23 protein-coding genes are annotated in these 25997 nt (G+C 56.0%); 13 read left to right on the forward strand and 10 right to left on the reverse strand.

Going from position 1 to position 25997, the window contains the following annotated elements:
* From ACXAH3_RS07775 to ACXAH3_RS07810, 8 genes are all read left to right on the forward strand, one after another.
* Positions 1–870, forward strand: coding sequence for a dimethyl sulfoxide reductase anchor subunit family protein (locus ACXAH3_RS07775; RefSeq protein ID WP_474861503.1), 870 nt, complete (start codon positions 1–3; stop codon positions 868–870).
* A 68-nt stretch (positions 871–938) separates the two neighbouring features.
* The gene (locus ACXAH3_RS07780; protein ID WP_474861504.1) at positions 939–1298 is read left to right on the forward strand and encodes a hypothetical protein; all 360 of its coding nucleotides are present in this window, start codon (positions 939–941) and stop codon (positions 1296–1298) included.
* 84 nt (positions 1299–1382) lie between these two features.
* Entirely contained in the window at positions 1383–1994 is a 612-nt protein-coding gene (locus ACXAH3_RS07785) for a ribonuclease D (protein ID WP_474861505.1), read from the forward strand.
* A gap of 64 nt (positions 1995–2058) precedes the next feature.
* Positions 2059–2682: an LPS export ABC transporter periplasmic protein LptC gene (lptC, locus tag ACXAH3_RS07790; RefSeq protein WP_474861506.1), complete on the forward strand. Its 624-nt coding sequence runs from the start codon at positions 2059–2061 to the stop codon at positions 2680–2682.
* Entirely contained in the window at positions 2679–3176 is a 498-nt protein-coding gene (lptA, locus tag ACXAH3_RS07795) for a lipopolysaccharide transport periplasmic protein LptA (RefSeq protein WP_474861507.1), read from the forward strand. The genes lptC and lptA overlap by 4 nt, the downstream gene beginning before the upstream one ends.
* Positions 3176–3934, forward strand: a complete 759-nt coding sequence (lptB, locus tag ACXAH3_RS07800; RefSeq protein ID WP_474861508.1) for an LPS export ABC transporter ATP-binding protein — start codon at positions 3176–3178, stop codon at positions 3932–3934. The genes lptA and lptB overlap by 1 nt, the downstream gene beginning before the upstream one ends.
* A gap of 243 nt (positions 3935–4177) precedes the next feature.
* Positions 4178–4756, forward strand: coding sequence for a ribosome hibernation-promoting factor, HPF/YfiA family (gene hpf / locus ACXAH3_RS07805; RefSeq protein WP_474861509.1), 579 nt, complete (start codon positions 4178–4180; stop codon positions 4754–4756).
* 35 nt (positions 4757–4791) lie between these two features.
* Entirely contained in the window at positions 4792–5256 is a 465-nt protein-coding gene (locus ACXAH3_RS07810) for a PTS sugar transporter subunit IIA (protein WP_474861510.1), read from the forward strand.
* Positions 5257–5262: 6 nt separating this feature from the next.
* On the opposite strand, the gene ACXAH3_RS07815 is transcribed toward ACXAH3_RS07810, so the two are convergent.
* The 7 genes from ACXAH3_RS07815 to cysQ all read right to left on the reverse strand — a co-directional run bounded on the left by ACXAH3_RS07815 (position 5263) and on the right by cysQ (position 13296).
* Positions 5263–6678 (reverse strand): nodulation protein NodH, encoded by a 1416-nt coding sequence (locus tag ACXAH3_RS07815; RefSeq protein ID WP_474861511.1) that lies wholly within the window; start codon positions 6676–6678, stop codon positions 5263–5265.
* A gap of 1 nt (position 6679) precedes the next feature.
* Positions 6680–8380, reverse strand: coding sequence for a DUF5927 domain-containing protein (locus ACXAH3_RS07820; RefSeq protein ID WP_474861512.1), 1701 nt, complete (start codon positions 8378–8380; stop codon positions 6680–6682).
* Positions 8377–9387, reverse strand: coding sequence for a glycosyltransferase family 2 protein (locus ACXAH3_RS07825; RefSeq protein WP_474861513.1), 1011 nt, complete (start codon positions 9385–9387; stop codon positions 8377–8379). Before ACXAH3_RS07825 ends, ACXAH3_RS07820 begins: the two co-directional genes overlap by 4 nt.
* Before the next feature lie 146 nt (positions 9388–9533).
* Positions 9534–10574, reverse strand: coding sequence for a glycosyltransferase family 2 protein (locus tag ACXAH3_RS07830; RefSeq protein ID WP_474861514.1), 1041 nt, complete (start codon positions 10572–10574; stop codon positions 9534–9536).
* A gap of 18 nt (positions 10575–10592) precedes the next feature.
* The gene (gene galU / locus ACXAH3_RS07835; protein ID WP_474861515.1) at positions 10593–11486 is read right to left on the reverse strand and encodes a UTP--glucose-1-phosphate uridylyltransferase GalU; all 894 of its coding nucleotides are present in this window, start codon (positions 11484–11486) and stop codon (positions 10593–10595) included.
* Between the two features lie 202 nt (positions 11487–11688).
* A complete protein-coding gene (locus tag ACXAH3_RS07840) occupies positions 11689–12492 on the reverse strand; it encodes a 3-deoxy-manno-octulosonate cytidylyltransferase (RefSeq protein WP_474861516.1) in 804 nt (267 codons plus the stop codon).
* A gap of 6 nt (positions 12493–12498) precedes the next feature.
* Positions 12499–13296 (reverse strand): 3'(2'),5'-bisphosphate nucleotidase CysQ, encoded by a 798-nt coding sequence (gene cysQ / locus ACXAH3_RS07845; protein ID WP_474861517.1) that lies wholly within the window; start codon positions 13294–13296, stop codon positions 12499–12501.
* 129 nt (positions 13297–13425) lie between these two features.
* Here cysQ and ACXAH3_RS07850 point away from each other — a divergent pair, with 129 nt between their 5' ends.
* From ACXAH3_RS07850 to radC, 4 genes are all read left to right on the forward strand, one after another.
* Positions 13426–14247 carry an ABC transporter permease gene (locus ACXAH3_RS07850; RefSeq protein WP_474861518.1) on the forward strand — a complete coding sequence of 274 codons (822 nt, stop codon included), beginning with the start codon at positions 13426–13428 and terminating at the stop codon, positions 14245–14247.
* Positions 14248–14481: 234 nt separating this feature from the next.
* A complete protein-coding gene (dnaK, locus tag ACXAH3_RS07855; RefSeq protein ID WP_474861519.1) occupies positions 14482–16398 on the forward strand; it encodes a molecular chaperone DnaK in 1917 nt (638 codons plus the stop codon).
* A 65-nt stretch (positions 16399–16463) separates the two neighbouring features.
* Positions 16464–17606, forward strand: coding sequence for a molecular chaperone DnaJ (gene dnaJ / locus ACXAH3_RS07860; protein WP_474861520.1), 1143 nt, complete (start codon positions 16464–16466; stop codon positions 17604–17606).
* A 108-nt stretch (positions 17607–17714) separates the two neighbouring features.
* Entirely contained in the window at positions 17715–18488 is a 774-nt protein-coding gene (gene radC, locus ACXAH3_RS07865; protein ID WP_474861521.1) for a RadC family protein, read from the forward strand.
* 3 nt (positions 18489–18491) lie between these two features.
* Here radC and ACXAH3_RS07870 read toward each other — a convergent pair whose 3' ends face one another.
* From ACXAH3_RS07870 to secA, 3 genes are all read right to left on the reverse strand, one after another.
* On the reverse strand, positions 18492–20069 hold the full coding sequence (locus tag ACXAH3_RS07870) for a phosphate ABC transporter substrate-binding/OmpA family protein (RefSeq protein ID WP_474861522.1): 1578 nt from the start codon (positions 20067–20069) through the stop codon (positions 18492–18494).
* Positions 20070–20166: 97 nt separating this feature from the next.
* Positions 20167–22146, reverse strand: a complete 1980-nt coding sequence (locus tag ACXAH3_RS07875; RefSeq protein WP_474861523.1) for an acyltransferase family protein — start codon at positions 22144–22146, stop codon at positions 20167–20169.
* Positions 22147–22252: 106 nt separating this feature from the next.
* The gene (secA, locus tag ACXAH3_RS07880) at positions 22253–24934 is read right to left on the reverse strand and encodes a preprotein translocase subunit SecA (protein ID WP_474861524.1); all 2682 of its coding nucleotides are present in this window, start codon (positions 24932–24934) and stop codon (positions 22253–22255) included.
* A gap of 178 nt (positions 24935–25112) precedes the next feature.
* Here secA and ACXAH3_RS07885 point away from each other — a divergent pair, with 178 nt between their 5' ends.
* Complete coding sequence (locus ACXAH3_RS07885) at positions 25113–25991, forward strand: peptidylprolyl isomerase (RefSeq protein WP_474861525.1); 879 nt, start codon at positions 25113–25115, stop codon at positions 25989–25991.
* Positions 25992–25997: the final 6 nt, after the last annotated feature.

Raw genomic sequence — 25997 nt, forward strand, 5'->3', positions numbered from 1 at the left:
ATGCATCCCGCACCCAGTGTTATCATTTTCACCACCTTTTCCGGTCTTGGCTTCGGGCTTTTGGCATGGATGGGGCTTGGCATTCCCGATGTCGGCGGCATGACGTTGCTGGCGTTCTTTATCATCGCCTATGTTCTGGCGGCCGGGGGGCTGCTGGCCTCGACCTTCCATTTGGGTAACAAAAAGAACGCAATCTATGCGTTCAGCCAATGGCGTACATCATGGTTAAGCCGCGAAGGCGTGGCTTCAGTCATAACGCTGACCCTGTTTGGCTTGATCGCTTTGGCACGGATCTTCCTGGGCGCAGAAATGGCGCTTTCAGGTGTAATAGGATCTGTTCTGGCGTTGATCACGGTCTTCACGACCTCGATGATCTATACACAGCTCAAGACGATCTCGCGCTGGAACCAACCGCTGACCCCTGCCCTGTTCTTGCTGCACGCTATTGGCGGTGGAGCCCTTCTTGCGGGCGAGGCAAAGATCGCCGGGTTCCTGCTGGCCGCTCTAGCCGTTGTTATGTGGCTGCATTGGCAGCAAGGTGACGCACGTGCCGCCAACCGTGGCACACTGGGCGATGCCACCGGGCTTGGCCATCTGGGCGAGGTGCGTATGTTCGAAAGCGGCCACACCGGTGGCAACTATGTGCTGGACGAGATGGTCTATCGCGTCGGTCGCAAGCACGCGCAGAAGCTGCGGATGATCGCGCTGGGCCTTGCTGCAGTGCTGCCCGCGGCCATACTTCTGCTTACGCCAGCCGGACATGTCACAGCTTTCATCGCGCTGGCACTGCACATCGCGGGCGCGATTGTGGGCCGTTGGCTGTTCTTCGCCGAAGCCGAGCATGTTGTGGGGCTTTATTACGGCAAGTAAGCCTTTTCATTGAATGTCTGAGGGAACCAACTGATAGTCTTCCGACGCATCTAACATCGAGGCTTTCTATGGGTACGCAGACGACAATTGAGTTGGTGAACAGCGGCAGGCTCGAGAACCTCTTCATTTTACAGCTCAGCCTCTCTTGGGATGCCAAGCGGCTTTCTTACAACCTTGCGGTTGAGCTCGGCGACGATATGGAGTCTGAACCTCAGTTCAGGCTCTCATTCTCCGGCGTCTCGGGGCTCAATCTTAATCACTTCAATGGTGGACTTGCCCAGATTGGGTCTCCGCGGATTGAGAAGAACGACAATGGCTGGGATCGTAGGAACTATCGCGTATTCGATCTTGAGACCGGAGATGACCTTTGGTGGTTCGAGAGGGCTGCAGACCCCTCAATCCGGTCGGTCGAGGTATGGGCAAACTAGCGGCAATTCTCTTCCTCTGCATTGTCACCCTTCACCAATGCGCACAAACATCCTATCACGGGGCAAAGCATTAATGAGGGCGACATGGCCAACCATCTTTACAAGCGCGATCTTCCCGATGGGCTGGACCTTGGTCCGGTCGTAGCCATCGACTGTGAAACCATGGGTTTGAACCCGCATCGCGACCGTCTGTGCGTGGTGCAGATGTCAGGCGGGGACGGTAACGCCCATATGGTGCAGGTCGAGAAAGGCCAGACCAGCGCGCCCAATCTGGAAAAGATGCTGACAGACCCCAACGTGCTGAAGATCTTCCACTTTGGTCGGTTTGACATCGCCGCAATGCTGAACGCGTTTGGTGTGGTCACAGCGCCTGTCTATTGCACCAAGATCGCCTCGAAACTGGTGCGAACCTATACGGATCGGCACGGGTTGCGGAACTTGCTGGATCAGTTGTTGAAGGTCGATATCTCGAAACAACAACAGATGAGCGACTGGGGCGCGGAAACGTTGACTGATGCGCAGTTGGATTATGCCGCATCGGACGTCTTGCACCTGCATCGCCTGCGTGAAGAGCTGGACATGCGTCTTGCCCGCGAAGGTCGGACCGACATGGCGCAAGCCTGCTTCGACTTTCTGCCGATGCGTGCGCAGTTGGATTTGGCGGGCTGGCCCGAACAGGACATCTTTGCGCATTAAGCGGCTGACTTGGAATCCGGCGCATCTGCGCTAGATAACAGTCAGACCCAATGGAAAGCTGATCATGTCCGGCACCGGCATCACCTATTCACGGCTTGTAAGCTGGCTGAAGATTATTCTGCCAGCTGCCTCTCTTGTGCTGTTGTCGCTTATGTTTCTGGTGTCAAAATCCGCCGACCCGACCACGTCCGTGACCTATGCACGGATCAATCTGGACGAGTTGACGGGCGAGCAAAAGATCTCGAACCCCAAATTTTCCAGCGTGACAGCGGATGGCGCAGCGATCCAATTTCAGGCAGCCAGCGCAGCTCCGGATGCCGAACGCTCTAATTATTTCAAGGCCTTAGACCTTGTGGCGGATATCGAAACTCCGGACGGGGCGCAGGTGAATATCAAAGCAGCCGAAGCGGATATTGACGGTGGCCAGAACCGGATCAACCTGTCGGGTGGCGTGTCATTGCACACCTCAACAGATTATTGGATCTCGTCCGAAACGCTGACCACCACGATGGACAGCACCTATGTCGCCAGCAATGGCCCGGTCGAAGCGACAGGTCCAATGGGCGATCTGTCGGCAGGTGACGCGGTCATTTCACAGTCCGAGGGCGAGGGCGGCGGATATGTTCTTGTTTTCAAGGACGGGGTGAAGCTGATATATGATCCAAAAGACAAGGGGGACCCCCGGTGATCAAACGCAGTATTCTTGCTTCGCTTCTGTTGGCGATCTGCCTGCCTGTCGCGGCTTTCGCGCAGGCAAATGTTGCGTTTGGCGGTCTGAAACACGACAGCAGCTTGCCGATCGAGATCTCGGCGGATCAGCTGCAAGTGGACCAATCCAGCGGGGCTGCGACCTTCTCTGGTAACGTTGTGATCGGGCAGGGCGATATGCGGTTAAGCGCGGGCAAGGTGCGTGTGGAATACGCGACTGGTGCCGACACCACGGGCGAGATTTCGCGCCTTCATGCGACTGGCGGTGTGACCCTTGTAAACGGCGCTGAAGCAGCCGAAGCGCGCGAGGCAGTTTATACCATCGCGTCTGGCACGGTTGTAATGACCGGCGGCGTGATCCTGACACAAGGCCAGAACGCCCTGTCTTCGGACAAGCTGACCGTAAACCTTGCCACCGGAAAGGGTCAGATGGATGGACGAGTAAAGTCGATTATCCAGACCGGAGCGAACTGATGGCCACCCCCAATTTGACAGTCGAGCAAGGCGACGCCGGGCTGCGCATCGTCGGATTGCGCAAAAGCTATCGCAAAAAGCCGGTGATCCGCGAGGTTAATCTGGAACTGCACCGAGGCGAGGTAGTCGCGCTACTGGGCCCAAACGGCTGCGGCAAATCCACGACGTTTTATTCCATCGCAGGACTGGTCACACCGGAAGCTGGGCAAGTTATCATCGACGGGCACGACGTGACGCTGTTGCCGATGTATCGCCGCGCACGCCGCGGGATCGGCTATTTGCCACAGGAAATGTCGATCTTCCGGGGCATGAGCGTCGAAGACAACATTCTGTCGATCCTCGAAATCTCGACCAAAGACCGGCACAAGCGCCGCGAACGGCTGGAAGAGCTGCTGAACGAGTTCTCAATCAGCCACCTGCGCCGCACCCCTGCGATGGCCCTGTCAGGCGGTGAGCGCCGCCGCTGTGAAATCGCGCGTTTGTTGGCGTCGAATCCCAAGTATTTGCTGCTGGACGAACCCTTCGCGGGCGTCGATCCGATTGCTGTCGGCGAGATTCGGACACTTGTACACGACCTGAAAAATCGCGGCATCGGCGTCTTGATCACCGACCACAACGTGCGCGAAACGCTGGAAATCGTCGACCGTGCATACATCCTACATGACGGACATGTTTTGATGAGCGGCACCACCGATGAAGTGGTGAAGGACGAGAACGTTCGACGCGTCTATTTGGGACAGAATTTCTCGATCAATTGACGAAAGTGACGCCCGGTCGCTTGACAATCCCCACCGACTCGTCGCCAAATAAGGGTGATGCATGAACACGCAAACCTTCGTTCGTGCCGCGCCCGTCATGGGCTCGCACATTTGATCGCCCCAGAACTGATCGGGCGGATAAATCTCTGCAAAGACAAAACATCCCCATGTTTTCAAACGGTTTTCCCGCTTTATGCCTGCGTGGCATAAGGCCAAATTCCTACAACGACCAAAGGAGATAGGATGCAATATCAAATCAGTGGCAAGCAGATCGACATTGGTGAGGCCCTTCAGGTTCACGTGAAAGATGAACTCGGCGGAATTGTTCAAAAATATGCTGAACGCCCCACCGATGCACAGGTCATTTTCTCGAAAAACGCGCATGAATATGTCTGCGAAACCATTGTTCACCTGTCCACTGGGCTGACCGCTCAGGCCAAGGGTCACGCGACCGAAATCTATGCGGCATTCGACCAATGTGCCGAAAAAATGGAAAAGCAACTGCGCCGTTATAAGCGTCGGTTGAAAGACCATCACCGCGACCGCGTCGATCCGGTTGAAGTTTTCGGAGGATCCTCGTATATCCTCGCCAACGAAGAAGGCCAGGACGAGGCAGAGGACGCTACGCTCCAACCCATGATCATCGCCGAAATGGAAACGCGCATCCCGTCGCTTTCCGTTGGCGAAGCCGTCATGCAGATGGAGCTGGCCCACGCCCCCGTACTGGTTTTCAAGAATGAGAAAACTCAGGGTATGAATGTCGTCTACCGTCGTGAAGATGGAAATGTCGGCTGGATTGACCCGGTAAACAACGAAGCGTAGGCCCCCCGCCATGGCGGGCGGGAAATTGGTCAAGAATGGAACTAGCGAACATTTTGTCGCCGTCCGCCGTAAGGGTTATTTCAACGGTGTCGTCCAAGAAACGTCTGTTTCAGGACTTGGGCGACATCGCTCATGACTGTTACGGCATCAACTCGGAAGACGCGTTTGCGGCTTTGTCCGAGCGTGAAAACCTAGGGCCGACCGGCGTAGGGCGCGGCGTCGCCCTGCCGCACGCACGCCTGACTGGCGTCACGGAAGTGACCGGTTGCTTTCTACGCGTTGAAAATCCGTTTGATTTCGACGCCGTAGACCGTCAGCCCGTCGACCTGATCTTTGCACTGTTCGCCCCTGAAGGGTCCGGTGTGGACCACCTGAAAGCTCTGGCTTTGGTGTCGCGGTCGATGCGGGATCCATCGATCTGCGCCAAACTGCGCGCGAACACGGACACGGCTGCGCTGCACGCTTTGTTGACGGACAGCCTGTCGAACAAAGCCGCCTGATCGCCGTCAGGTTTTGCCCCAAGGCTTAAACCCGAACATCATGTAATCCCGCTGATAGGCCGCCTTCACGGCGGCCTCGACGTCTTCGTTATAGATCTGTCCAAGCGTAAACGGGGCATCCGGAACCGATGCGGACAGCTTAGCCGAGCCAAGCCCCACATCCTTGGCAAGGGATGCTAACCCATCTTCAAGTTCATCCTCGCGCAGAATACGATCTGGAAGCTGAAACTCGGAAAACCCCTTTAAAACAGCTGATTGTGTTGCCCAAGCCGCATCAACGCGGATGCCAGTTTGACCAACCAAATTTCGTTTTACGAAGTCAGCGAAGGCGATAAACGCTGTGCGGTGGGCTGTTTCATCCCAGTCTGGCCCGGGGAGATTCTCGGGCAGCGGGATGTCATAGTTGTCACGCAGCGCGGTTTTGATCTCGGATTGGGTTTCGGGTCCGTCTTGCAAAAAGTACTTGCAAAAGACTGCATGAAGCCTCGCAACAGGATGCCGGACGACCGTAAAGGTGCGGTGCCCTTTGTTCCGGTTCTTCCATTGGCGCAGTGTTTTTTGTGTGAAATCCGTGGACAGAACCCCATATCCCTGCATCCAGTCCTGCACCCGTGCAACCGGGCCGCCTTTGATCGGCAGGAACATCAAAGGAGCATTCTCGGCAGTAGTATAGGTCGGTACAGCAGGCGGGCGTGCAGGTTCAAAATTCGGGACCTTACCAAGATCGAAAAAATCAATGTTGCGGACAGCCTCAACCAGCTCGTCCATATTGCGGACCTTGTCGGCCAGCGTCTCGGGGTTTTGCTTTTTGAACTTGCTCGAAAAGCCCGAGATCTCGTGCTCGGCGCCCAGAAACTTGCCCAAACCATTAACGCAGTCGATATTCTGCGTGTCTTCATAGTCAATATAGAACGCAGTCTGGCCCGTTTTCTGAAGCCGCTCTTTGATTTTCAGTTGGAAAGCTTTGTATTCATAGAAAAAGCTCTGAAATTCGCTTGGGTCAAACCGAACGCGAAACTTCTTAACATCCTTGCCATTTGTCAGCGCCCATTGCTGCGTGGCCCAGGCAATCCGGCGGCTGACGTAACTTTCCACCTGATTGCGTGTCAGAACCACTTTGGCACAGCGCGGATCTTCAATGACGTGCTCGAAAACCCGCATGTCGTGGTCATGGAAGAACCTGAAACCGGGAATCCCGTCAGTGTTTTCCTTCATTTTCTCAAGCAGTTTCACCGGGTTTTTGTCCCGTTGCTTGACGGTAACGCCGAATAGTTCTTCCAGCTCCGGTTTCACCATGAAATAGGGGTTGAAGGTCTCGCCATAGCATTTCACGCCATCGAACAGATCCAGATTGCTTTCCAGAAAGTTCGATCCGGTGCGCATCTCTGCGAAAATCACAAAGCAATCATATTTCATCGTCATATCACTTCTTCACCAATTCAGGTTGCTTTACGGCCCGCGAGCGAATGTCGTGACCCAAATCGCTGGGAAAATCCCCAACAAGATGCAGATGCATACCCTGGTTTTTCAGGTTTTGCAGGAACTGCCCGAATCCACCCAGATGCACCATGTCGGGGGTTTCGCTAAGTGTCGGCCGATCGTGCACCCCCAGCTCGTCAATGACGGCCTGTAAGGGCTCGAGCGGGTTCAAAACAAACTCGGATAAGGTTTGAATGCTGACTTGGGCGTGTGCGTGGTTCGAACGAAGCGCGTTAAGATGTTCAACTTCACGCTTCTGAAGGCGTGCGGCCAAACGCCGAATGTCTGAAAATTTTTTGTTCGACCGGAACAGCGGCACCGCCCACGCCCCCGAAATCACATGAATTCGCGCATTTGCGTCGCGCACAAGCCGCCACGCGACGTCCTGATTGTCCGCCGGACCAAACTGAAAACACTGCCGTTCGCCGCGCGTGTTCCAAATCAGACTGGTCAGGAATGCGCCGGGGTCATAGTCCCGCAGCGTGGCATCGGAACTGAGCGCGCCGAAATACTCGGTCTCGCCGCCGGCGAAATAGGCTTGGTCCGGCGCGAACAGATGGCCATGAACGGGGGTCTTGCTAAATCCTGACAGCCACGTTTCGAAATCCGTGAACAGCTCGGTAAAGCCTTCCAGAACGACATAGGGCTCAGCAGAGATCCCCTTGCCCCAATCCTTGTTCGGAAACCGAGATTGCATCATCAGACCCGGTCGGCCTTGGGTTCGACGCTCGACCGCCGTTGAAAAGATTCGGTCAATTTCGCCGGGGTTCGGCTCAACCTTGGCGCCTTGGCCCAGTTCATTGGATAGGAAAACTTTGTAGAGCACATCTGCTTTGCGCCAGATCTTCCGTGCTAGAAAGCAGTTCGAACGCCTTAGCAATTGGAGGTGATCGTCATAGAACACATGCGGTTTTCCCTGAAAGTCGAATTTCGACAAAGTCAGAGAGCGGCTTTCGATTTGACGCGAATACTGGCGGGATAGGGTCTGATAATAGCTTTCATCAGGGATCCACACACTGCTGAAATATGAGTCATTCACCGGTCTGCGTGGGTCTTCCAAAATCGCCAATAAAGTTCGACGCGTCAGGCACCACCACTGACTGCCCAGATGCGGCGCAGTCCCCAACGGGATCTTCCGCTGAATCCCAACTTTGCGCTGAAACCAAACATAAGCGTCAAACAGCTTGCGCTGCCGCTTCCACGAGAATGGGAAGTGAAGCGTGAAGCGTTCAATGTCCAGCCCGCCAATGGCCCATGGCACATCCTCAACCCTGACGCTCTCGATGAAATCAGTCTCGGGCCGTTCATTCAGATAGTCTTTCAGCTCGGCCACTGGTCTAAGCGGCAGGCACGCCCCCGAGGCCAGCAGAACATGCGCCACATCGGGGAAGCTCTTTAGCATAAGCTCGGACGCGGCCTGACTTGCAGCGACCAAGGACCACGTACCCCATTCACATTCTCGCCGGTCACAAAATAGGATGTTGTCGAGGTCTGAAAGGCTTTCAACAAAACTGGCGTGCCTATCATTGTCCACTTTCGCATCCACATGGATCACCATCGGGCAGCCATGCTTGGCCCAGTGACGCGCCAATTGCGTTGCGCGATCCAATGCATCGTGCACCAACATGACAACGCCCAAGTTCATGCCCAGTTCCCTTTTGACATCAGGCCCAGAACCTCGAGTTGTCTCCAATTGATGTACTCGTCGCTCCAATCACAGCGCAGCGACAGGTCGTCAGAAAGCAAGGCGTCATAGGCGCGGTATTCGTGGCTGTTGGCATAGTGCTGTCGGCGGACGAGTTCTTCTTGCGACTTTTCATGAAAGGTGTTCAGAAATTTCGTGTGCAGCAAGCAGCCAGAGCTTCTTTCGCCGCCCCCTACTTCATAAACACGGTTCAACCCACGTGGCAAAAGCATGTGGGTCGAACTGACATAGGCATAGGACCGGTGCCATTTCACCAGCGGGACTTTATTCAGGGCAGGGGCGCGTTCGGGATTGTCTTTGAAGAACACACGCGATCGAACGCCACCCTGAATCCAAAGATTCCAGAAACGTTTATTCTTGCGGATCGTATAGTTACCGCTGTCAAACCAGCGCGTTATCTCTAACGGATCCTGCCCCGAGCGATAGGGTTCGGCGTCAACGGCCCCTTCAGGATACATATCCAGCAACATCGCCCCGAAACTGCGCACTCCGCTGTCATCCAGCCAATCGGTAAGCGCCCGAAGGGGGCGGGCATCGCAAAAGGGATAAACCAAAAGCTCATCCGTATCGACAGTCAGGCACCAGTGACCATGGCCGTATTTTCGCTGGAGCCAGTTCAGCCAATCCACCCCAAATTTCGCGCGCTTATAACTTGCTTGTGTCGTCCAAAGGGACACATCGCCTTGCTTGGCCAAATACTCGCGCGAGCCATCGTCGGATCCGTTGTCTATAATCACGAAATGATTGACGCCCATGTCGCGGTAGTACTTCAGAAAATAGGGTAACCGGACCAATTCGTTGCGCAGTGTGGAAAAGACGATGATGTCAGACGGTGCTATCTGACTGGTTCGGTTCTTAACGCTTTTCAGCTCGCGCCGTTTGCGGAACGCGCGCAACAGGCGATGCCTGCGTTTCAGTCTCAGCCGATATGAAGTCCAAACACCCAAACCCGTTCCTGTCTGCGTTTTCCTGTCCGCAATAAGAAATGCAAAATCATTACGAAACAACCGGGCTGGAGCCGCGCCAAGTTATTGCCTCTTGTTCAAAGGTTTACAGGTGTTCCCATCGTTGTGCAATTCGGCGTGAATACATCTTATGGATGATTTATCGACTTTTGTTCGCCGGCTGAGATCAAACCCAGCTCTTCAAGTTGCCGCCAATCTTCGAACCGGCAGGCGTTCTCGTGCCAAAGATCCGGGGTTTCGGCGATGGCATCGTAGTAGGCGTCGAACTGGTCAGGCTGTCCGAAATGTTCGCGCCGCTGGTGCTCTTCTTGCGCGCGCGCGACGATGTGAGGCAGGAATTTCGTATGCAGAAGCACGCCCGACAGACGCGTGTCGCCCGAAACCGCAGGCGGGCCGTCCCACTCCTGATTCAGGCGCGGCGGCAGGATCGCGTGGGTCGAGTTTGCATAGGCATAGCGACGCGACCACTTGACCAAGGGCAGCTTATTCAGCGTTGGCCCGCGCGTTGGGTTCGTGGGAAAAAAAACACGTTCCCGCGCGCCACCCTGAAGCCACAGGTTTTGCATCGGCGTTTGGCGGCTTGCGCGATAGGGTCCGTCATCGAACCAAGGAAGGGCTTTGATCGGATCTTCAGCCACATCAATCGACCCGGTGCCCAGCGGACCCTTGGGATAAAGATCCAACATCAACGCGCCCAGCGCCTGCGCGCCCACAGCCTCTAACTGCTGGGTTAGAGACGAAATACTGCGTGTATCGTGATGTGGAAAGATCAACAACTCGTCTACATCGACTGTCAGACACCAGTGGTCATGCCCGTATCGAAACTGAAGCCATGTTAGCCAATCCACGCCAAACCGCGCGGATTTATAGCTGGCATCGGTGGACCACACAGACACATCCGGTTGATCCGCTAGGTATTCCATGCTGCCATCCGAGCAATCGTTGGCCACAAAAAGGAAATGCCCGACCCCCAAGCGACGGTAATATGCCAGGAAATGGGGCAGGCGCTGCATTTCATTGCGCGCCACCACGAAAGCCAGAACCTGATCTTTCTGTATCAGGTCCGTGCTGTTCGTAATCTGGGTCAGCTGTCGTCGGGACCGGATCGAGCGCCAAAGAAGACGTCGACGTTTCAGGCGCATCCGATACGCGGTCACCAGACCGGACACGCCACCCCCCATGCAGAGTTACTCGGCCGCTTTATTTTGAACCATCAGGTCGTGCAAATAGTCGGTGAACTCTTCCCGAAGCTCTTCTCGGGCCATGCCGAAGGCCACGGTCGCTTGCAGGAACCCAGCTTTCGATCCGCAATCAAAGCGCTGGCCGCGGAACCGATAGCCAAAGACGTCGCGACCCTGAGCCAGCTCTTCCGCGATGGCATCGGTCAGCTGAATTTCGCCACCGGCACCGGATTTCTTTTCGTTCAGGCTGCGCAGTACGTCCGGGGTCAGGATATAGCGGCCAATCACAGCCAGATTGGACGGTGCTTCTTCAATCGAAGGCTTCTCGACCATGCCGCGGGTCGATACCAGTTCGCCCATATCCTCTTTCACGTCCAGAACACCATAGGCGCTTGCCTTCTCAGGCGGCACCTCCATCGCTGCAACCATGCAGCCACCGGTTTCCTCATAGGCTTCCACCATCTGCTGCAAGCAGGGCTTTTCGGCAGCAATGACATCATCGGGCAGGATCACGGCGAAGGGTTCATTCGCGATCAGACGACGTGCACACCAAACTGCATGACCCAAACCCAGCGCCTTATGTTGACGCATATAAGCAATGGCACCAGATTCCATGTTGGTGTCTTTCAAAACCTCAAGAAGATCATCTTTGCCCTTCTTGCGCAGTTCTTGCTCTAGCACTGGCGAGTTGTCGAAATAATCCTCAAGCGCGCCTTTGCCGCGCGAGGTCACAAAGATAAACTCTTTAATGCCAGCAGCGCGCGCTTCGTCAATCGCGTATTGGATCAAGGGCCGGTCCACCAGCGTCATGATCTCTTTCGGGATTGATTTCGTAGCCGGCAGGAACCGTGTTCCAAGTCCAGCAACAGGGAAGATCGCTTTGGTAACTTTACGAGTCATTAATTTCACTTTCGTACGAACCGCGGACCTATCCTAGAACAGCCATCTCTCCGGTGAAAGATTGACGGCGTCACCTAAAGACCGCGCTAATTTGTTCATTCTCTAATTGATAATTCTGAAAACTTCATGGTCTTTTTTTGCCATTCTAAGGCAAGGCCGTGTTTTTCTCGACTCTTTTCCGAAGGGCGAAAGCTTGTTGAGGCTATACGATTCCAAGCTCCTGCAAAATCGTCTCGATCCGGGGGACGTCTTCTGGGTTGTTCAGTTCCCAAAATTGGCGAGACTTGGCGTCAACCTCGACGCATTGGATCGGCTTTTCCCGCTCAAGAAAACGAAGCTGTTCCAACCCTTCCAGCTGCTCCAAAGGACCGGCCTGCCAATGCGGATATGCAACAAGGGCTGAAGCGCGGTACGCGTATACGCCGACATGGTGATACACCGGGGTTTGATCATGTTTTGACCAGCCATTTCCTTGGGTGTAGGGGATTACCTCTTTCGAAAAGTAAAGCGCCTTACCCTCGGCTCCGAACACGGCGGTTGTGCCGCCAACGCGTCCAGCCTTGCGATCTTCAAGAAATCCACCCAGCGCCCGGCCATCACAGCGCAGAACCGGGGTTGCAACCTCGGCGGTGGGGTGAGTTTCAAGTGCCGCAACCAATTCTTCCACGAACCACGGAGGTGTCAACGGCGCGTCACCCTGCAGGTTGACGATAATGTCGAAACCTTCGCCCAGCGCGGTCAGGGCCTCGGCACAACGCTCGGTCCCGTTTTCGCAAGCGTCCGAGGTCATCACTACCTCGGCGCCAAAGCCTTTTGCCTCATCCCGGATGCGGTCATCATCGGTGGCCACGACAACCCGGTCCACACCGCGCACAGCCTGCGCAGCCTCCCAACTGCGGCGGATTAGGGTCTTGCTTTGACCCGTCGCCCCCCGCAGTGATGCAAGCGCCTTGCCCGGATACCGGGTCGAGGCGAAGCGTGCCGGGATCACGATCAGAGTGGCCATGGCGACTTAGGCTTTCTGCAGCTCAACGCCAGGCGCGAAGGCAATGAAAAACGGGTTTTCATAGATCGGTTTGCCATAGGTCAGCGGAGTGTGATCGTCGAAACGCACAACGTCACCACCCGCGCCTTTCAGAACGGCATGACCGGCGGCTGTGTCCCATTCCATTGTGCGGCCAACGCGGGGGTACAGGTCGGCCTCGCCCGTCGCGACAAGGCAAAACTTCAGCGAGCTGCCCGCCGACTTACTGTCTTTCACGCTGTATTTGTTGATGTAATCTTCGGTCGCTTGGTCGCGGTGCGATTTCGAGGCGACGATGAACAAAGCCTCATTATCGGGCTTGGACACGTTGATCGGGTTCAGAGTGCCCACTGTCTCTTTCGCGAACGGCCCTTGTTCTTCCACGCTTTCACCGCCCGAGCGGGTGAAGAACATGCGACCTTTTGCGGGGGCGTACACCACCCCGCGGATTGGGGTTCCATCTTTGACATAGGCGATGTTCACGGTGAAATCGCCACGACGGTGAATGAATTCTTTCGTGCCGTCCAAGGGATCCACGATCAGAAACTCGCTGGCCTGTTCGCTGTGGCTGTCAGCTTGTTCTTCCGTCACCAAAAGCACGTCCGGGAAGGCGGCACGCAACCCCGCCGAGATCAAAGCGTCCGCCGCCTCGTCTGCCGCGGTCACCGGGCTGTCGTCAGATTTGGCGCGTACGTCGAAATCGTCCGAGTTGTAAATCTCCATGATCACATCCCCAGCTTCCAAAGCCAGCGTGCGCATAACGGTTTCCAGACGGTCGAAATCCAAGACGAAACTCCTTAAATAAGGCCAAAACCGGCCCTGTTGATAACATTTTGTCAGCCCCTTATGATCAACCGGTAAAGGATCAGCAAGAATTCCCTGATAAAAAAACCGCATTACCGTTTGGGGTTCGCCATGTTTGAGGCAAGGAAAAAGAAGTCGCGGCTGTCTGCGACCTTCTCGATGCTCGAGGTCATATTTCATATGACCGCGCACAGCGTGCGCAGTACCCATACCAATCCGATCGTGGCGATTGCACTGAACATGGTGCAGATGATGCTGATGCTTGCCGTGTTCTATGTCCTGTTTACCGTCATCGGGCTGATGCGGAACTCGGTCAGGGGGGACTTCCTGCTGTATCTGATGTCAGGGATCTTTGTGTACATGGTGAACATCAAGACGCTGGCGGCGGTTTCGGGGTCCTCTGGCCCCTCGCACCCTTTGATGCATCACGCGCCGATGAACACGTTTGTATCCATGGTATCCGCCGCTTTGGGGGCGCTTTATATTCAGGTATTGACCATTATGGTCATTTTGATTGTGTATCATATCGGCTTCAAGCCGGTTGAGATCTATCAGCCTGTGCAAGCCCTGACGATGATCCTTCTGGCTTGGTTCAACGGTGCGGCTTTTGGGTTGGTATTTCTGGCCTTGAAACCTTGGATGCCGCAATTCGCCAGCATCTCGCAGACCATCTATACGCGCGCCAATACGATTGCATCCGGCAAGATGTTTCTGGCCAACTCGATGCCGTACTACATCGTCGCGATGTTCGCTTGGAATCCGCTGTTTCACATCGTGGACCAAACGCGCGGGTTTGTGTTCATCAACTACAATCCGCACTATACGAACTGGGTTTACCCACTGGCTTTCTCGGCGGTGTTTATGCTGATCGGCTTCATGGGCGAAAACTATACACGTCGCCATATCTCGGCCAGCCGTGCGGCGCGTCAGTAAGCGCAATTTGGCGCGTCTGATCGTCCAGAACGGCAAAAACCACCCAAATCCTCAAATTGACTCGGAATTTTTGCCACCTAAGGGGCATCGGACCGCTTGCAGGGCCGATTTTGCCTACTTATATACGCCGAGACGCCGGAGATGGTTTTCTTGATCCGGTAAAAATCTGGGATCTGGGGCCGATGCTTTGCAAGGTCGGTCCTGACAACATCGCCTTAAGAGAGGATATTACGCATGGCCAAAGTCATCGGTATCGACCTCGGCACCACCAACTCGTGTGTTGCCATCATGGACGGCTCGCAGCCGCGAGTCATTGAGAACGCAGAAGGTGCACGTACCACGCCTTCGATCGTCGCCTTCAAAGACGACGAGCGCCTTGTGGGCCAGCCTGCCAAACGTCAAGCTGTCACCAACCCCGACAACACTGTCTTCGCCGTGAAGCGTCTGATCGGACGCAACATGAACGACCCAGCTGTTGAAAAAGACAAAAAGCTGGTTCCGTACGCTATTGTAGATGGCGGCAACGGCGACGCATGGGTTGAAGCTGCTGGCGAAAAGTACTCGCCCTCGCAGATTTCGGCCTTCATTCTGAGCAAGATGAAAGAAACGGCAGAAAGCTATCTGGGTGAAGACGTCACTCAGGCCGTGATCACCGTGCCCGCATATTTCAACGACGCACAGCGTCAGGCCACCAAAGACGCCGGCAAGATCGCTGGTCTGGAAGTGCTGCGGATCATCAACGAACCGACCGCCGCTGCCTTGGCATATGGTCTGGACAAAGAAGACACCCAAACCATCGCGGTTTATGACCTTGGTGGTGGTACCTTCGACGTGACCATCCTGGAAATTGACGACGGCCTATTCGAAGTAAAATCGACCAACGGCGACACGTTCCTTGGTGGTGAAGACTTCGACATGCGCATCGTCCAGTATCTGGTCGATGAGTTCAAAAAGGAAAACCAAGTCGATCTGTCGAAAGACAAGATGGCTCTGCAGCGCCTGAAAGAAGCCGCTGAGAAAGCCAAGATCGAACTGTCGTCGGCTTCGCAGACCGAAATCAACCAGCCCTTCATCTCGATGGGTGCTGATGGTGCGCCGCTGCACATGGTCATGAAGCTGACCCGCGCCAAGCTGGAAAGCCTTGTATCGGACCTGATCAAGCGTTCGATCAAGCCCTGTCAGGCTGCCTTGAAAGACGCTGGCCTGTCGACTGGCGACATCGACGAAGTGGTTCTGGTTGGCGGTATGACCCGCATGCCGAAAGTGATCGAAGAGGTCACCAAATTCTTCGGCAAGGAACCCCACAAGGGTGTGAACCCGGACGAAGTGGTTGCCATGGGTGCTGCCATTCAGGCCGGTGTTCTGCAAGGCGACGTGAAAGACGTTGTTCTTCTGGACGTGACCCCGCTGTCGCTGGGTATCGAAACGCTGGGTGGCGTGTTCACCCGTCTGATCGACCGCAACACGACGATCCCGACCAAGAAGTCGCAGATCTTCTCGACCGCGGAAGACAACCAGAACGCTGTGACCCTGCGCGTGTTCCAAGGTGAGCGTGAAATGGCTGCGGACAACAAAATCCTGGGCCAGTTCAACCTGGAAGATATCCCGCCCGCACCGCGCGGCATGCCTCAGATCGAGGTGACCTTCGACATCGACGCCAACGGCATCGTTGAAGTGGGTGCCAAGGACAAAGGCACAGGCAAAGAGCAGAAGATCACCATCCAAGCATCGGGTGGCCTGTCGGATGACGACATCGAAGCAATGGTGAAAGACGCTGAAGCCAACGCCGAGGCCGATAAGGACCGTAAAGAGCTTGTCGAAGCCCGCAACCAGGCGGAAAGCCTGATCCACTCGACCGAGAAGTCGATGGAAGAGCATTCGGACAAGGTCGACCCGACCACGATCGAAGCCATCGAGCTGGCAATTGCAGCCTTGAAGGACGATCTGGCCAAGGAAGACGCGTCGGCTGACAAGATCAAGGGCGGCGTTCAGAACGTGACCGAAGCGGCCATGAAACTGGGCGAAGCGATCTATAAGTCGCAGCAGGAAGAAGCTGCTGGCGAACCCTCGGAAGAAGCAGACGGCCCGTCGTCCGTGGACGATGATATCGTCGATGCCGATTTCGAAGACCTTGACGACAGCAAACGCTAAGTCGCTTAGGTTAAAGGGCGGGGCTGCATAGCGGCCCTGCCTCCCTCCCAAGTGGAGACGACCCCATGGCAAAACGTGATTATTACGAGGTACTTGGCGCCGCGAAAGGTGCTTCGGCAGACGAGCTGAAGAAAGCCTATCGCAAGAAAGCCAAAGAGCTTCACCCTGACCGGAATTCCGACAATCCAGACGCCGAGTCTCAGTTCAAAGAAGTGAACGAGGCTTACGACGTCCTGAAGGATGCCGAAAAGAAAGCCGCCTATGACCGCTTTGGCCATGCCGCCTTTGAAGGTGGTATGGGTGGGCGCCCCGGTGGTGGACATCCGGGCCAAGGTGATTTCGCCAGCGCGTTTTCGGACGTGTTTGACGATCTGTTCGGCGACTTTATGGGTGGCGGACGTGGCGGAGGCCGCGCACGTGCTCAACGTGGATCCGACCTGCGCTATAACCTGCGTGTAACGCTGGAAGAGGCGTTCTCGGGCCTGCAAAAAACCATCAACGTACCGACTTCGGTCGCCTGTGAAGAATGTGATGGTACCGGTTCTGAATCCGGCGCCGAGCCCGCCATTTGCCCGACCTGTCAGGGCATGGGAAAGGTTCGCGCGCAGCAAGGTTTCTTTACAGTCGAGCGCGCCTGTCCGACCTGTCAGGGCACCGGCCAGATTATCCAGAACCCTTGCAAATCCTGCCACGGGGCAGGGCGCAAGGAAAAGGAACGCTCGCTGTCGGTGAACATCCCTGCCGGTGTTGAAACGGGCACTCGAATTCGCTTGGCTGGCGAAGGCGAGGCCGGGATGCGCGGTGGACCTTCTGGCGATCTGTACATCTTCATCGAGGTGGCAGAACACGCCATTTTCGATCGTGAAGGCACGCATCTGCATTGCCGCGTTCCAGTTTCCATGAGCGCCGCTGCACTGGGCGGCGATATCGAGGTTCCAACCATCGACGGCGGCCGCTCGCGCGTGAAAATCCCGGCGGGCAGCCAATCGGGCCGTCAGATGCGTCTGCGCTCGAAGGGGATGCCTGGCTTGCGTGGTGGACCCAACGGCGACATGTATATCGAGCTTGCGGTGGAGACGCCGGTCAATCTGACTTCGCAGCAAAAAGAACTGCTACGCGAGTTCGAAAAACTATCGGAAGAGAACAACCCGGAAAGCACGAACTTCTTTTCGAAAGTCAGAAGTTTCTGGGACAGCATGAAAGGCTGATCGCTTTTCTAAGAAACCTTACGCCCCGGTGTCGCACAAACACCGGGGCGTTTTAGTTTGTGGCTCGCGTTAACCTTTCATTCACCAGTTCTGGGGCAGGCTGCCCCTATGACTGAACACAGTGACTTCCAATTCGCCGAGATGCCTCAAAGCCTGTTCGATACGGACGAGGCTCCGGCAGTCCCAATCGACATGAAGGCGGGAAAGCTGCCATCATATATCAAGGATCACCGCCAAAGACTGCGCGCGCGCTTCAATGAAGGTGGGGCGCAGGCAATGCCGGAATACGAATTGCTGGAATTGTTGTTGTTCCGATCCATCCCACGTCGCGATGTGAAACCCATCGCTCGTAAGCTGTTAGACACGTTTGGAGATTTCAACCGCGTTATAACTGCCCCTACGGACCGGTTGCGCGCGGTGCCTGGCATCGGGGATTCCGTCATTACTGACCTGAAAATCATCGAGGCCGCGGCGCATCGCATGGCCCGATCAAAGGTGATCCAGCGGCATGTAATATCCAGCTGGGATGCAGTTCTGGACTATTGCCATACGACCATGGCGCATAGGGATACCGAGCAATTCCGCGTCTTATTTCTGGATCGCAAGAACGTCCTGATCGCTGATGAAGAGCAAGCCAAAGGAACCGTCGATCACGTGCCGGTCTATCCGCGTGAGGTGGTGAAACGGGCGTTGGAGCTGAACGCGTCAGCGCTGATCTTGGTACATAATCATCCGTCCGGCGACCCGACCCCGTCTGATAGTGATATTCAGATGACGGCACAAGTGAACGACGCCGCCAAAGCGCTGGCCATTGCGCTGCATGATCATCTGATTATTGGGAAATCAACCGAGTTGAGCTTTCGGTCTGAAGGATATCTTTAGGGTCTAATCCACCCAGATTTCGACACGTCGATTTACGCTGCGACCCCATGCGCTGTCATCGCAGGCCATTGGCATCGCCTCGCCAAAGGCATCGATTTGCATGTCTACGCGGGTGGCGTCGAAAGCCTCGAGCTGGGCCAGGACCTGTTCGAGTACAGCGCGCGCACGGCGCTCGGACAGGTTTTTGTTTTGCACGGCCGCGCCTTGCCCATCGGAAAAGCCGATAAATGACAAACGCTTACCATCAAATCTACCGCTCTCTAACGCGGCAGCAAGCAGGGCCACATTCGACCGCGACGGCGCGTCCAAAAGGGTCGAGCCACCTTCGAAACGGAAGCTGATGGACAGACGCTCGGACCCGGTCAGAGTCTGGATCATCCGTTGCAGCTCGTCCAAGCCAACTTCCTCGCCAGCTGTAGTAATCGCATTTGCCATCCGATCCCCTTGCGCACGAATCGGCTGCCGCGTCAGCGCCTGATCCACAAAACCTGCCCGTCGGGTCACGAACTGGGCGCTATCCGTGCGCAGATAGGATAGAAATTCGCGCCCGACTTGGGGCAGGCGACGTTCTGGCAGGTATAGAAACATCGGCATTGTCAGAGGATAGTCTTCGGACTTGATCGACGCTCGCGAGGCATGGACCGAAAAGCCGCAATTGCCAGAAAGCTCGACCACTTCGCCGCTGCCACGCTGGGTAAATGTGGTCATCGCGATGCCAAAGGGATCGCGCGCAATGGCGTCAGCAAGGGTACGGCTCGTGGGGTGTATCACCACCCGGTCCGACAAGGTTACGCCCTGTGCCGCAATCACATCCTGCATGAAAACCGGACCAAAGCCTTCTTCGACATCCATCATATAGGGCGTGATCGGTGCATCTTCGCCACCCAGATCAGACCAGTTGCGGATCTTCCCGGAATAGATCGCCGCAAGTTGTGTGATCGACAGCTTCGTAACTGGATTTCCGGGCGAAACAATCGGCACTAGCGCGTCCAACGCTGCCACACGACTTTGACGCGCGATGCGCAAATCACCCAGCCCGGCATCGCGCGCAAGACTGCGCTCACGAGTGGTGGCCTGCCGCATCGACAGAACCATATCAGCCTGTTGGCTAAGAAGATCGGCGAAACCTTCCGAACTGGTGGTTAGCTTGATGGTAAAGCGAGCAACCTCTTGCCCGCTGCCACCTTCCAGAAGAGTATAGAGCGTTCCAACCCCTTGAATTTCCTCGCGCTTCAGTGCGTAGCCACTACGAAGCGCGAAGCCTTCGACCAGCGCGGGGAACAGGACCGCACCCATATTATGCGCACCGGAAATCGTCATCTCGGCCACAAAGGGGCCAAGGCTGGGACAGCCCGGCCCTTCGCACCTGACACCTGAACTGTCGACGGTCAGGATGCCAAATTCAGTATCCACGCGATAAAATTCGCCATCGAAGGTCAGAAGATGGCCCGTTAGCTCGATCGACCCATCGCGAGAGGTCAGGGTGACGTCCTGCGCATGGGCTGACGAAATTCCCACCAACAGCATGGCCAGCACCGCAGCACAAAGGCGTGCAAAGACATATGGAAGAACGCGAGTCACAGGGGGACCATAGGTATTTCAGCGCCCAGCGCCAGAGCTTCCCGCCATGAGCGTGGATTTTCCAGCACAGGGCGTGACCAATCCGACAACGTACGGGCTAGCTGGCAGACAGGGACAAGACCGCATCAACGATATCCGGCGCGATCAGTTTCGCCCCGGCCGGGCTGAGGTGATCGTCGTCGAGATATAGGATGTGTTCCGACCCTGCGTTCGTACACCTTTCAGAAGCAACATCGCAAAAGCGTTGGTGAATGGGTGCGAAAGCAGTGCTCTCGGACTGTTCCCCAAGGTCTAAGAACAGGTCCAGCACAGGCCGCGCGCGATCATGATAGGCCGCATAGCCCGTGGTTAGAGTCAGATCGTCACTGTTGTTAAAGTACATACGCTTCGCAATCAGTTCCGGGACGTTCCAGCCGGCTTCAGGAATAGGCGCGACAAGAACCAGATTGAAGCGGTTGCTGAGGTCGTCAAACTTGGCGCGCAACATGTCGATCAGCGGCGTCTGCGAGATGTTGCTCGGGTCGCGTACATCCATCCGGATCCCGTGTTCGACTCCTCCTTCGTCATTGTCGAACCGCGTTCCTTGCACATATGCCGAGAATCTCGCGACCAAAACCACGGTATCTGTTCCGATTTCTTCGGCATGGGCCATGATAGCGTCGACGAATTCAGCGCATTCATGGGTCGAGGGTTTGTGCACGCGTTCCATGCCCGGAAGGGGAATGCAGCCACCATAAGAGCTTACATAGACGTTCTGCCCGGCCGCATTCAGCGCCGCGACCGTTTCACCCCGGATCGCCGCGGCATGGCTATCACCCAGCAGTAAAACCGATCCTGACGGGTTCGGGACCGCGAAGTAACAGTCCTCTTTCGGGATCTGCCAACCTTTCTTTTCGTCAAAGTGACATGAGCGGTCGATCTGGTCTGTGTTTAAGGTCAGAACCGCGCGCGCGGCCGGGGTGAATCGGTCGGGAAGCCCTTGGTTTACATGGCCCCAAGCGCCGATGCCTGCAATCAGGACTAGGCCTGCAACGCTGCTGGCGAAGACTCCAGCACGGCTCTTTAGCTGCGTGTTTGGACCCGCGCGGAACGGTTGTTCAACAAAGCGCCAGCTGAAAGCGGCAAGGACCAAGGACAGCGCGGCCAAAGACAGCATCAGGGCGGTGCTTGGCTCGGTCAAGCTGCGAATGCGAGCGAAAGCAAACATGGGTTGGTGCCATAGATAAGCGCTGTAGCTGATCAAACCGACTGAAACGAAGGGCTTTGTGGACAGAATGGCAGCGACCCGTGTTCCAGATCCAAACAGGATAACCAGCACGACGCCAATCACCGGCAGAAGCGAATACAAACTGGGAAACGGTGTCGTGTCGTCGAACAGGAAAACCGACAGCGCGATCGCCGCAAGGCCCAGCGCGGCGGCGACGTCATTGCCGGGTAAGGCCCGCTTTTGCAGAGCAAACGCACAGATGGAGCCGGTAAGCAGCTCCCACACACGCGCTGGGGCCAGAAAGAAGTTCGCAGCGGGGTAGCTGCGCCACCCCCATTCGGCAAGGCCAAGGCTGATCAGTGCGATCAGCACCAGGGTCCAAACAGCCGCGCGCCGACCCATTTTCCAAAGAAAGAACAGCAGGACAGGGAAGACTACATAGTACTGTTCTTCGATGGCCAAGCTCCACGTGTGAAGCAGCGGTTTCAGGTCTGCACCGGCCTCGAAATACCCGCTTTCCATCCAAAAAAGGAAGTTCGAGGCAAACAGGCTGACCGCCACAAGACTTTGAGAATAATCGCGTAATTGCGCCGGTAACATCCACATGATGGCGAATGGAATGGTGCAAAGCACCACACAGAACAGAGCGGGCAGGATGCGGCGCGCGCGGCGCTCATAGAATTTCAGAAGGCTGAATCGACCGCGAGCGATGTCTTCGATCAGGATCGAGGTAATCAAGTAGCCGCTGATGACAAAAAAGACGTCGACGCCGACAAACCCGCCGTCGAAAAGGCCAATGCCCGCATGAAACAGGATGACCGGCAAAACGGCGACCGCGCGCAAGCCATCAATCTCGGGCCGGTAAATCATAGATCAACAATATCCTGTCAAATGCCGCGTTACGATAGGTCAGCTATCGGCGGTGCTGCAAGAATTTGTTGTGCGTGTCGCGCCGTTTGGGTGCGGCGCGACCTGATCAGGTCAGCCGACCGTGGCAATGTTTGAATTTTTTGCCCGACCCACAGGGGCAGGGGTCGTTGCGCGAAGGATTGCCCCACGTGGTTGGGTCGTTTTCGTCAAAGCCTTCAATGGCGTTGGCATGGGTTTCCGCCTCGTCGGCGGCCTCGGCCAGCGCCTTTTGTTGCTGAAGCATCTGCTGCATCATGGCCTGTTGCTCTTCTTCCGACATGGGCCGGATCTGAGACAGTTTTTGCGTCACATCAGAGCGCAGACCATCCAGAAGGCTTTCAAACAACTGGAACGCTTCGGTCTTGTATTCGTTCAGTGGATCGCGCTGCGCATAACCACGGAAACCAACGACCGAGCGCAAGTGATCCAGCGTCAGCAGGTGCTCGCGCCATTTCGAATCAATGGTCTGCAGGATCAGCTGCTTTTCAATCGAGCGCATGGTCTCGGGTCCGAAATCTGCGGCTTTCTTGGCCATGAACGCATCCGACGCATCATACAGACGTTCGCGGATCAGATCATCATCGACGCCTTCCTCGGCGGCCCATTCGACCACGGGCTCTTCGAAGCCCAGATGTTCAATCACCGCGGCCTGCAACCCGTGGGTATCCCACTGATCAGCATAGGATTTCGGTGGCATGTATTGGTCAACCAGATCGTCGATCACCTGATGGCGCATGTCGCCGGCGATCTCGGACAGATCCTCGGCTTCCATAATTTCCAGACGCTGACCAAAGATCGCTTTCCGCTGATCGTTCATCACGTCATCGAACTTCAAAAGCTGCTTGCGAATGTCAAAGTTGCGGCCCTCGACCTTGGCTTGAGCGCGTTCCAGCGACTTGTTCACCCACGGATGCACGATAGCCTCGCCTTCATCCATACCAAGGGTCGACAGGACTTTCTCTAACCGTTCCGAGCCGAAAATCCGCATCAAATCGTCTTCCAGCGACAGGAAGAAAGCCGAGCGCCCCGGGTCACCCTGACGGCCCGAACGGCCACGCAGCTGGTTGTCGATCCGGCGGCTTTCGTGCCGTTCAGTGGCCAGAACGAACAGACCGCCTGCGTCTTTCACCGCTTGCTCGTCCGCTTCGTGTTCGGCCTCGATCTTGGCACGAATGTCGTCGGGGTTCGCATCCGGGTTCGCGGCGATGGCTTCCATCACCTTGAACTCGACATTGCCGCCCAGCTTAATGTCGGTCCCGCGGCCAGCCATGTTGGTCGCGATGGTGACCGAACCCAACTTGCCGGCATCCGCCACGATCTGCGCTTCACGTTCGTGCTGGCGGGCGTTCAGAACATCGTGCTTGATCCCAGCTTGGGTCAACAGTTGCGACAGCTGCTCGGATTTCTCGATCGAGGTCGTGCCGACCAGAACCGGCTGACCCTTTTCATTTGCCGCGCGGATTTCCTTGACGATCGCCTCGGATTTTTCGCGATCAGTGCGATACACGGCGTCATGTTCGTCAATCCGGGCAATCGGGCGGTTAGTCGGAACTTCGACCACACCAAGGCCATAGATTTCGTCAAATTCATCAGCTTCGGTCAAAGCTGTACCGGTCATGCCGCCCAACGTGTTGTACAGGCGGAAATAGTTCTGGAACGTGACCGATGCCAGTGTGACGTTTTCAGGCTGGGTCTTGCAGCCTTCTTTGGCTTCAATGGCCTGATGCAGACCTTCCGACAGACGGCGACCAGCCATCATGCGGCCGGTGAACTCGTCGATCAGCACGACCTCGCCATCGCGGACGATATAGTCCTTGTCTCGGGTAAAAAGCTTGTGCGCGCGCAGGCCCTGGTTCACGTGGTGAACCATCGTCGTGCTTTCGGGATCGTACAGCGTTTGGTCTTCCGGCAGCAGGCCACGAGCGTGCAGAAGCTCTTCCAGAAACTCGTTGCCTTCCTCGGTGAAGGTGGCGGTCCGGGCTTTTTCGTCGATCGTATAGTGTTCTTCGGTAAGCTCAGGGATCAGCGTATCAACGGTGACATAAAGCTCAGACCGATCTTCGGACGGGCCCGAGATGACCAGTGGCGTACGCGCTTCATCGATCAGGATCGAATCGACCTCGTCTACAATGGCAAAGTTGTGACCGCGTTGGGACATGTCCTTCAGCTCGGACTTCATGTTGTCGCGCAGATAATCAAAGCCAAGCTCGTTGTTGGTCGCATAGGTGACGTCAGAGGCATACGCCTCGCGTTTTTCGTCATCGGCTTGGTGCGGATAAACAACGCCAGTTGTCATGCCCAATGCGCCGTAAACCTTGCTCATCCATTCGGCGTCACGCTTCGCCAGATAGTCGTTTACGGTAACGATATGCACGCCCTTGCCGGTCAGCGCATTCAGATAGGCCGGGAAGGTGGCGACAAGGGTCTTACCCTCGCCGGTTTTCATTTCCGCTATATTGCCCTGGTGCAAGAAGATCCCGCCCATCAGCTGTGTGTCAAACGCCCGCAGACCCAGCGCGCGCTTGGCAGCCTCGCGGCAGTTGGCGAAAGCCTCGGGCAGGACTGCGTCCAGCTTTTCGCCGTCCGCCACACGTTGCTTCAACTCTTCAGTCTTGGCGACGATACCATCATCCGTAAGGGCGGCGAATTCGTCCTCAAGCGCGTTGATCTTTTCGACAATGGGTCGTGTGGCCTTGATCTTGCGATCATTCTGAGTGCCAAAGACTTTGCGCGCGATTTTTCCAAGCATAATTTTGTGCCTCAATGCGGTTTAACGCTGGTTTGACCAGAGGAAACTTGCCCGTCCCGATCTGGCCACCTATCTAAGTGCTCAAGAACCCACGCTCTTAAGCCCTTAGCGATGTAAGCGTCGGGTGTAAAACTGTCAATGTTGCCGGGGTTTCCGGCCTGTTTTGAAGGATATTTTCATGCTTTATCGCCACGCGGCTGCCTTTGGCTTTGCTCTTTCGCTGACTTTGGGTGCTCCGGCCCTTGCGCAGGACACCACAACGGAAGAAGCCCTGCCCAAAGTCGAGGTACAGGCCGACACAGTTCTGGCAACGGTAAACGACGAAAAGATCACCGTGGCCCATGTGATCGCAGCCCGTCAGTCTCTGGCGCAGCAGTTTCAGCAATTGCCTGATGACGTGCTGTTTCCGGGTCTGGTCGAGCAGCTGATCCAGCAGACCGTCTTGGGCCAAGCCGCCGATGAAATCAGCCGTCGCGGCGAAATCATTTTGGAAAACCAACGTCGCGAGATTGCAGCCGCTGAAACTGTCGACGGCATTGTAGCCGAAGCGGTAACTGATGAGGCGTTGCAGGCTGCCTATGACGCAGCTTATGCGGATGCCGAGCCGTCGAAGGAATTCAGCGCCGCGCATATTCTGGTCGAGACCGAAGATGAGGCGCAGGACCTTATCACCAAGCTGGACGGTGGCGCAGATTTTGCTGAACTGGCAAAAGAATTCTCGACCGGACCATCCGGCCCCAATGGCGGTGATCTTGGCTGGTTTGGTCCCGGTATGATGGTGAAACCGTTCGAAGACGCCGTTATGGCGCTTGAAACAGGTGCCGTATCTGCCCCTGTCGAGACTCAGTTCGGCTGGCACGTGGTTAAATTGAACGACACCCGCATGGTCGGCGCACCCGAATTGGACGAAGTCCGCGCCGAACTGACGGCCCAAATCGAAAATGATGCCGTGGATGCTGCCCTGCAAACCCTGCTGGACGGCGCAAACATCGATCGGATGGAACTGGAAGGGATCGACCCTGCCGTCACGCGTGATATTACGCTGTTGGACAACTGATCTTAG

Source organism: Aliiroseovarius sp. ABM4_368 (assembly GCF_056161205.1).

Bases quoted from the DNA above. Each gene is read 5' to 3' on its own strand.
- galU (WP_474861515.1), bottom strand. From the start codon at position 11,486: ATGACTCGTAAAGTTACCAAAGCGATCTTCCCTGTTGCTGGACTTGGA.
- ACXAH3_RS07785 (WP_474861505.1), top strand. From the start codon at position 1,383: ATGGCCAACCATCTTTACAAGCGCGATCTTCCCGATGGGCTGGACCTT.
- ACXAH3_RS07780 (WP_474861504.1), top strand. From the start codon at position 939: ATGGGTACGCAGACGACAATTGAGTTGGTGAACAGCGGCAGGCTCGAG.
- ACXAH3_RS07875 (WP_474861523.1), bottom strand. From the start codon at position 22,146: ATGATTTACCGGCCCGAGATTGATGGCTTGCGCGCGGTCGCCGTTTTG.
- lptC (WP_474861506.1), top strand. From the start codon at position 2,059: ATGTCCGGCACCGGCATCACCTATTCACGGCTTGTAAGCTGGCTGAAG.
- secA (WP_474861524.1), bottom strand. From the start codon at position 24,934: ATGCTTGGAAAAATCGCGCGCAAAGTCTTTGGCACTCAGAATGATCGC.
- dnaK (WP_474861519.1), top strand. From the start codon at position 14,482: ATGGCCAAAGTCATCGGTATCGACCTCGGCACCACCAACTCGTGTGTT.
- ACXAH3_RS07885 (WP_474861525.1), top strand. From the start codon at position 25,113: ATGCTTTATCGCCACGCGGCTGCCTTTGGCTTTGCTCTTTCGCTGACT.
- dnaJ (WP_474861520.1), top strand. From the start codon at position 16,464: ATGGCAAAACGTGATTATTACGAGGTACTTGGCGCCGCGAAAGGTGCT.
- ACXAH3_RS07815 (WP_474861511.1), bottom strand. From the start codon at position 6,678: ATGACGATGAAATATGATTGCTTTGTGATTTTCGCAGAGATGCGCACC.
- ACXAH3_RS07810 (WP_474861510.1), top strand. From the start codon at position 4,792: ATGGAACTAGCGAACATTTTGTCGCCGTCCGCCGTAAGGGTTATTTCA.
- ACXAH3_RS07775 (WP_474861503.1), top strand. From the start codon at position 1: ATGCATCCCGCACCCAGTGTTATCATTTTCACCACCTTTTCCGGTCTT.
- lptB (WP_474861508.1), top strand. From the start codon at position 3,176: ATGGCCACCCCCAATTTGACAGTCGAGCAAGGCGACGCCGGGCTGCGC.
- ACXAH3_RS07820 (WP_474861512.1), bottom strand. From the start codon at position 8,380: ATGAACTTGGGCGTTGTCATGTTGGTGCACGATGCATTGGATCGCGCA.
- hpf (WP_474861509.1), top strand. From the start codon at position 4,178: ATGCAATATCAAATCAGTGGCAAGCAGATCGACATTGGTGAGGCCCTT.
- radC (WP_474861521.1), top strand. From the start codon at position 17,715: ATGACTGAACACAGTGACTTCCAATTCGCCGAGATGCCTCAAAGCCTG.
- ACXAH3_RS07840 (WP_474861516.1), bottom strand. From the start codon at position 12,492: ATGGCCACTCTGATCGTGATCCCGGCACGCTTCGCCTCGACCCGGTAT.
- ACXAH3_RS07850 (WP_474861518.1), top strand. From the start codon at position 13,426: ATGTTTGAGGCAAGGAAAAAGAAGTCGCGGCTGTCTGCGACCTTCTCG.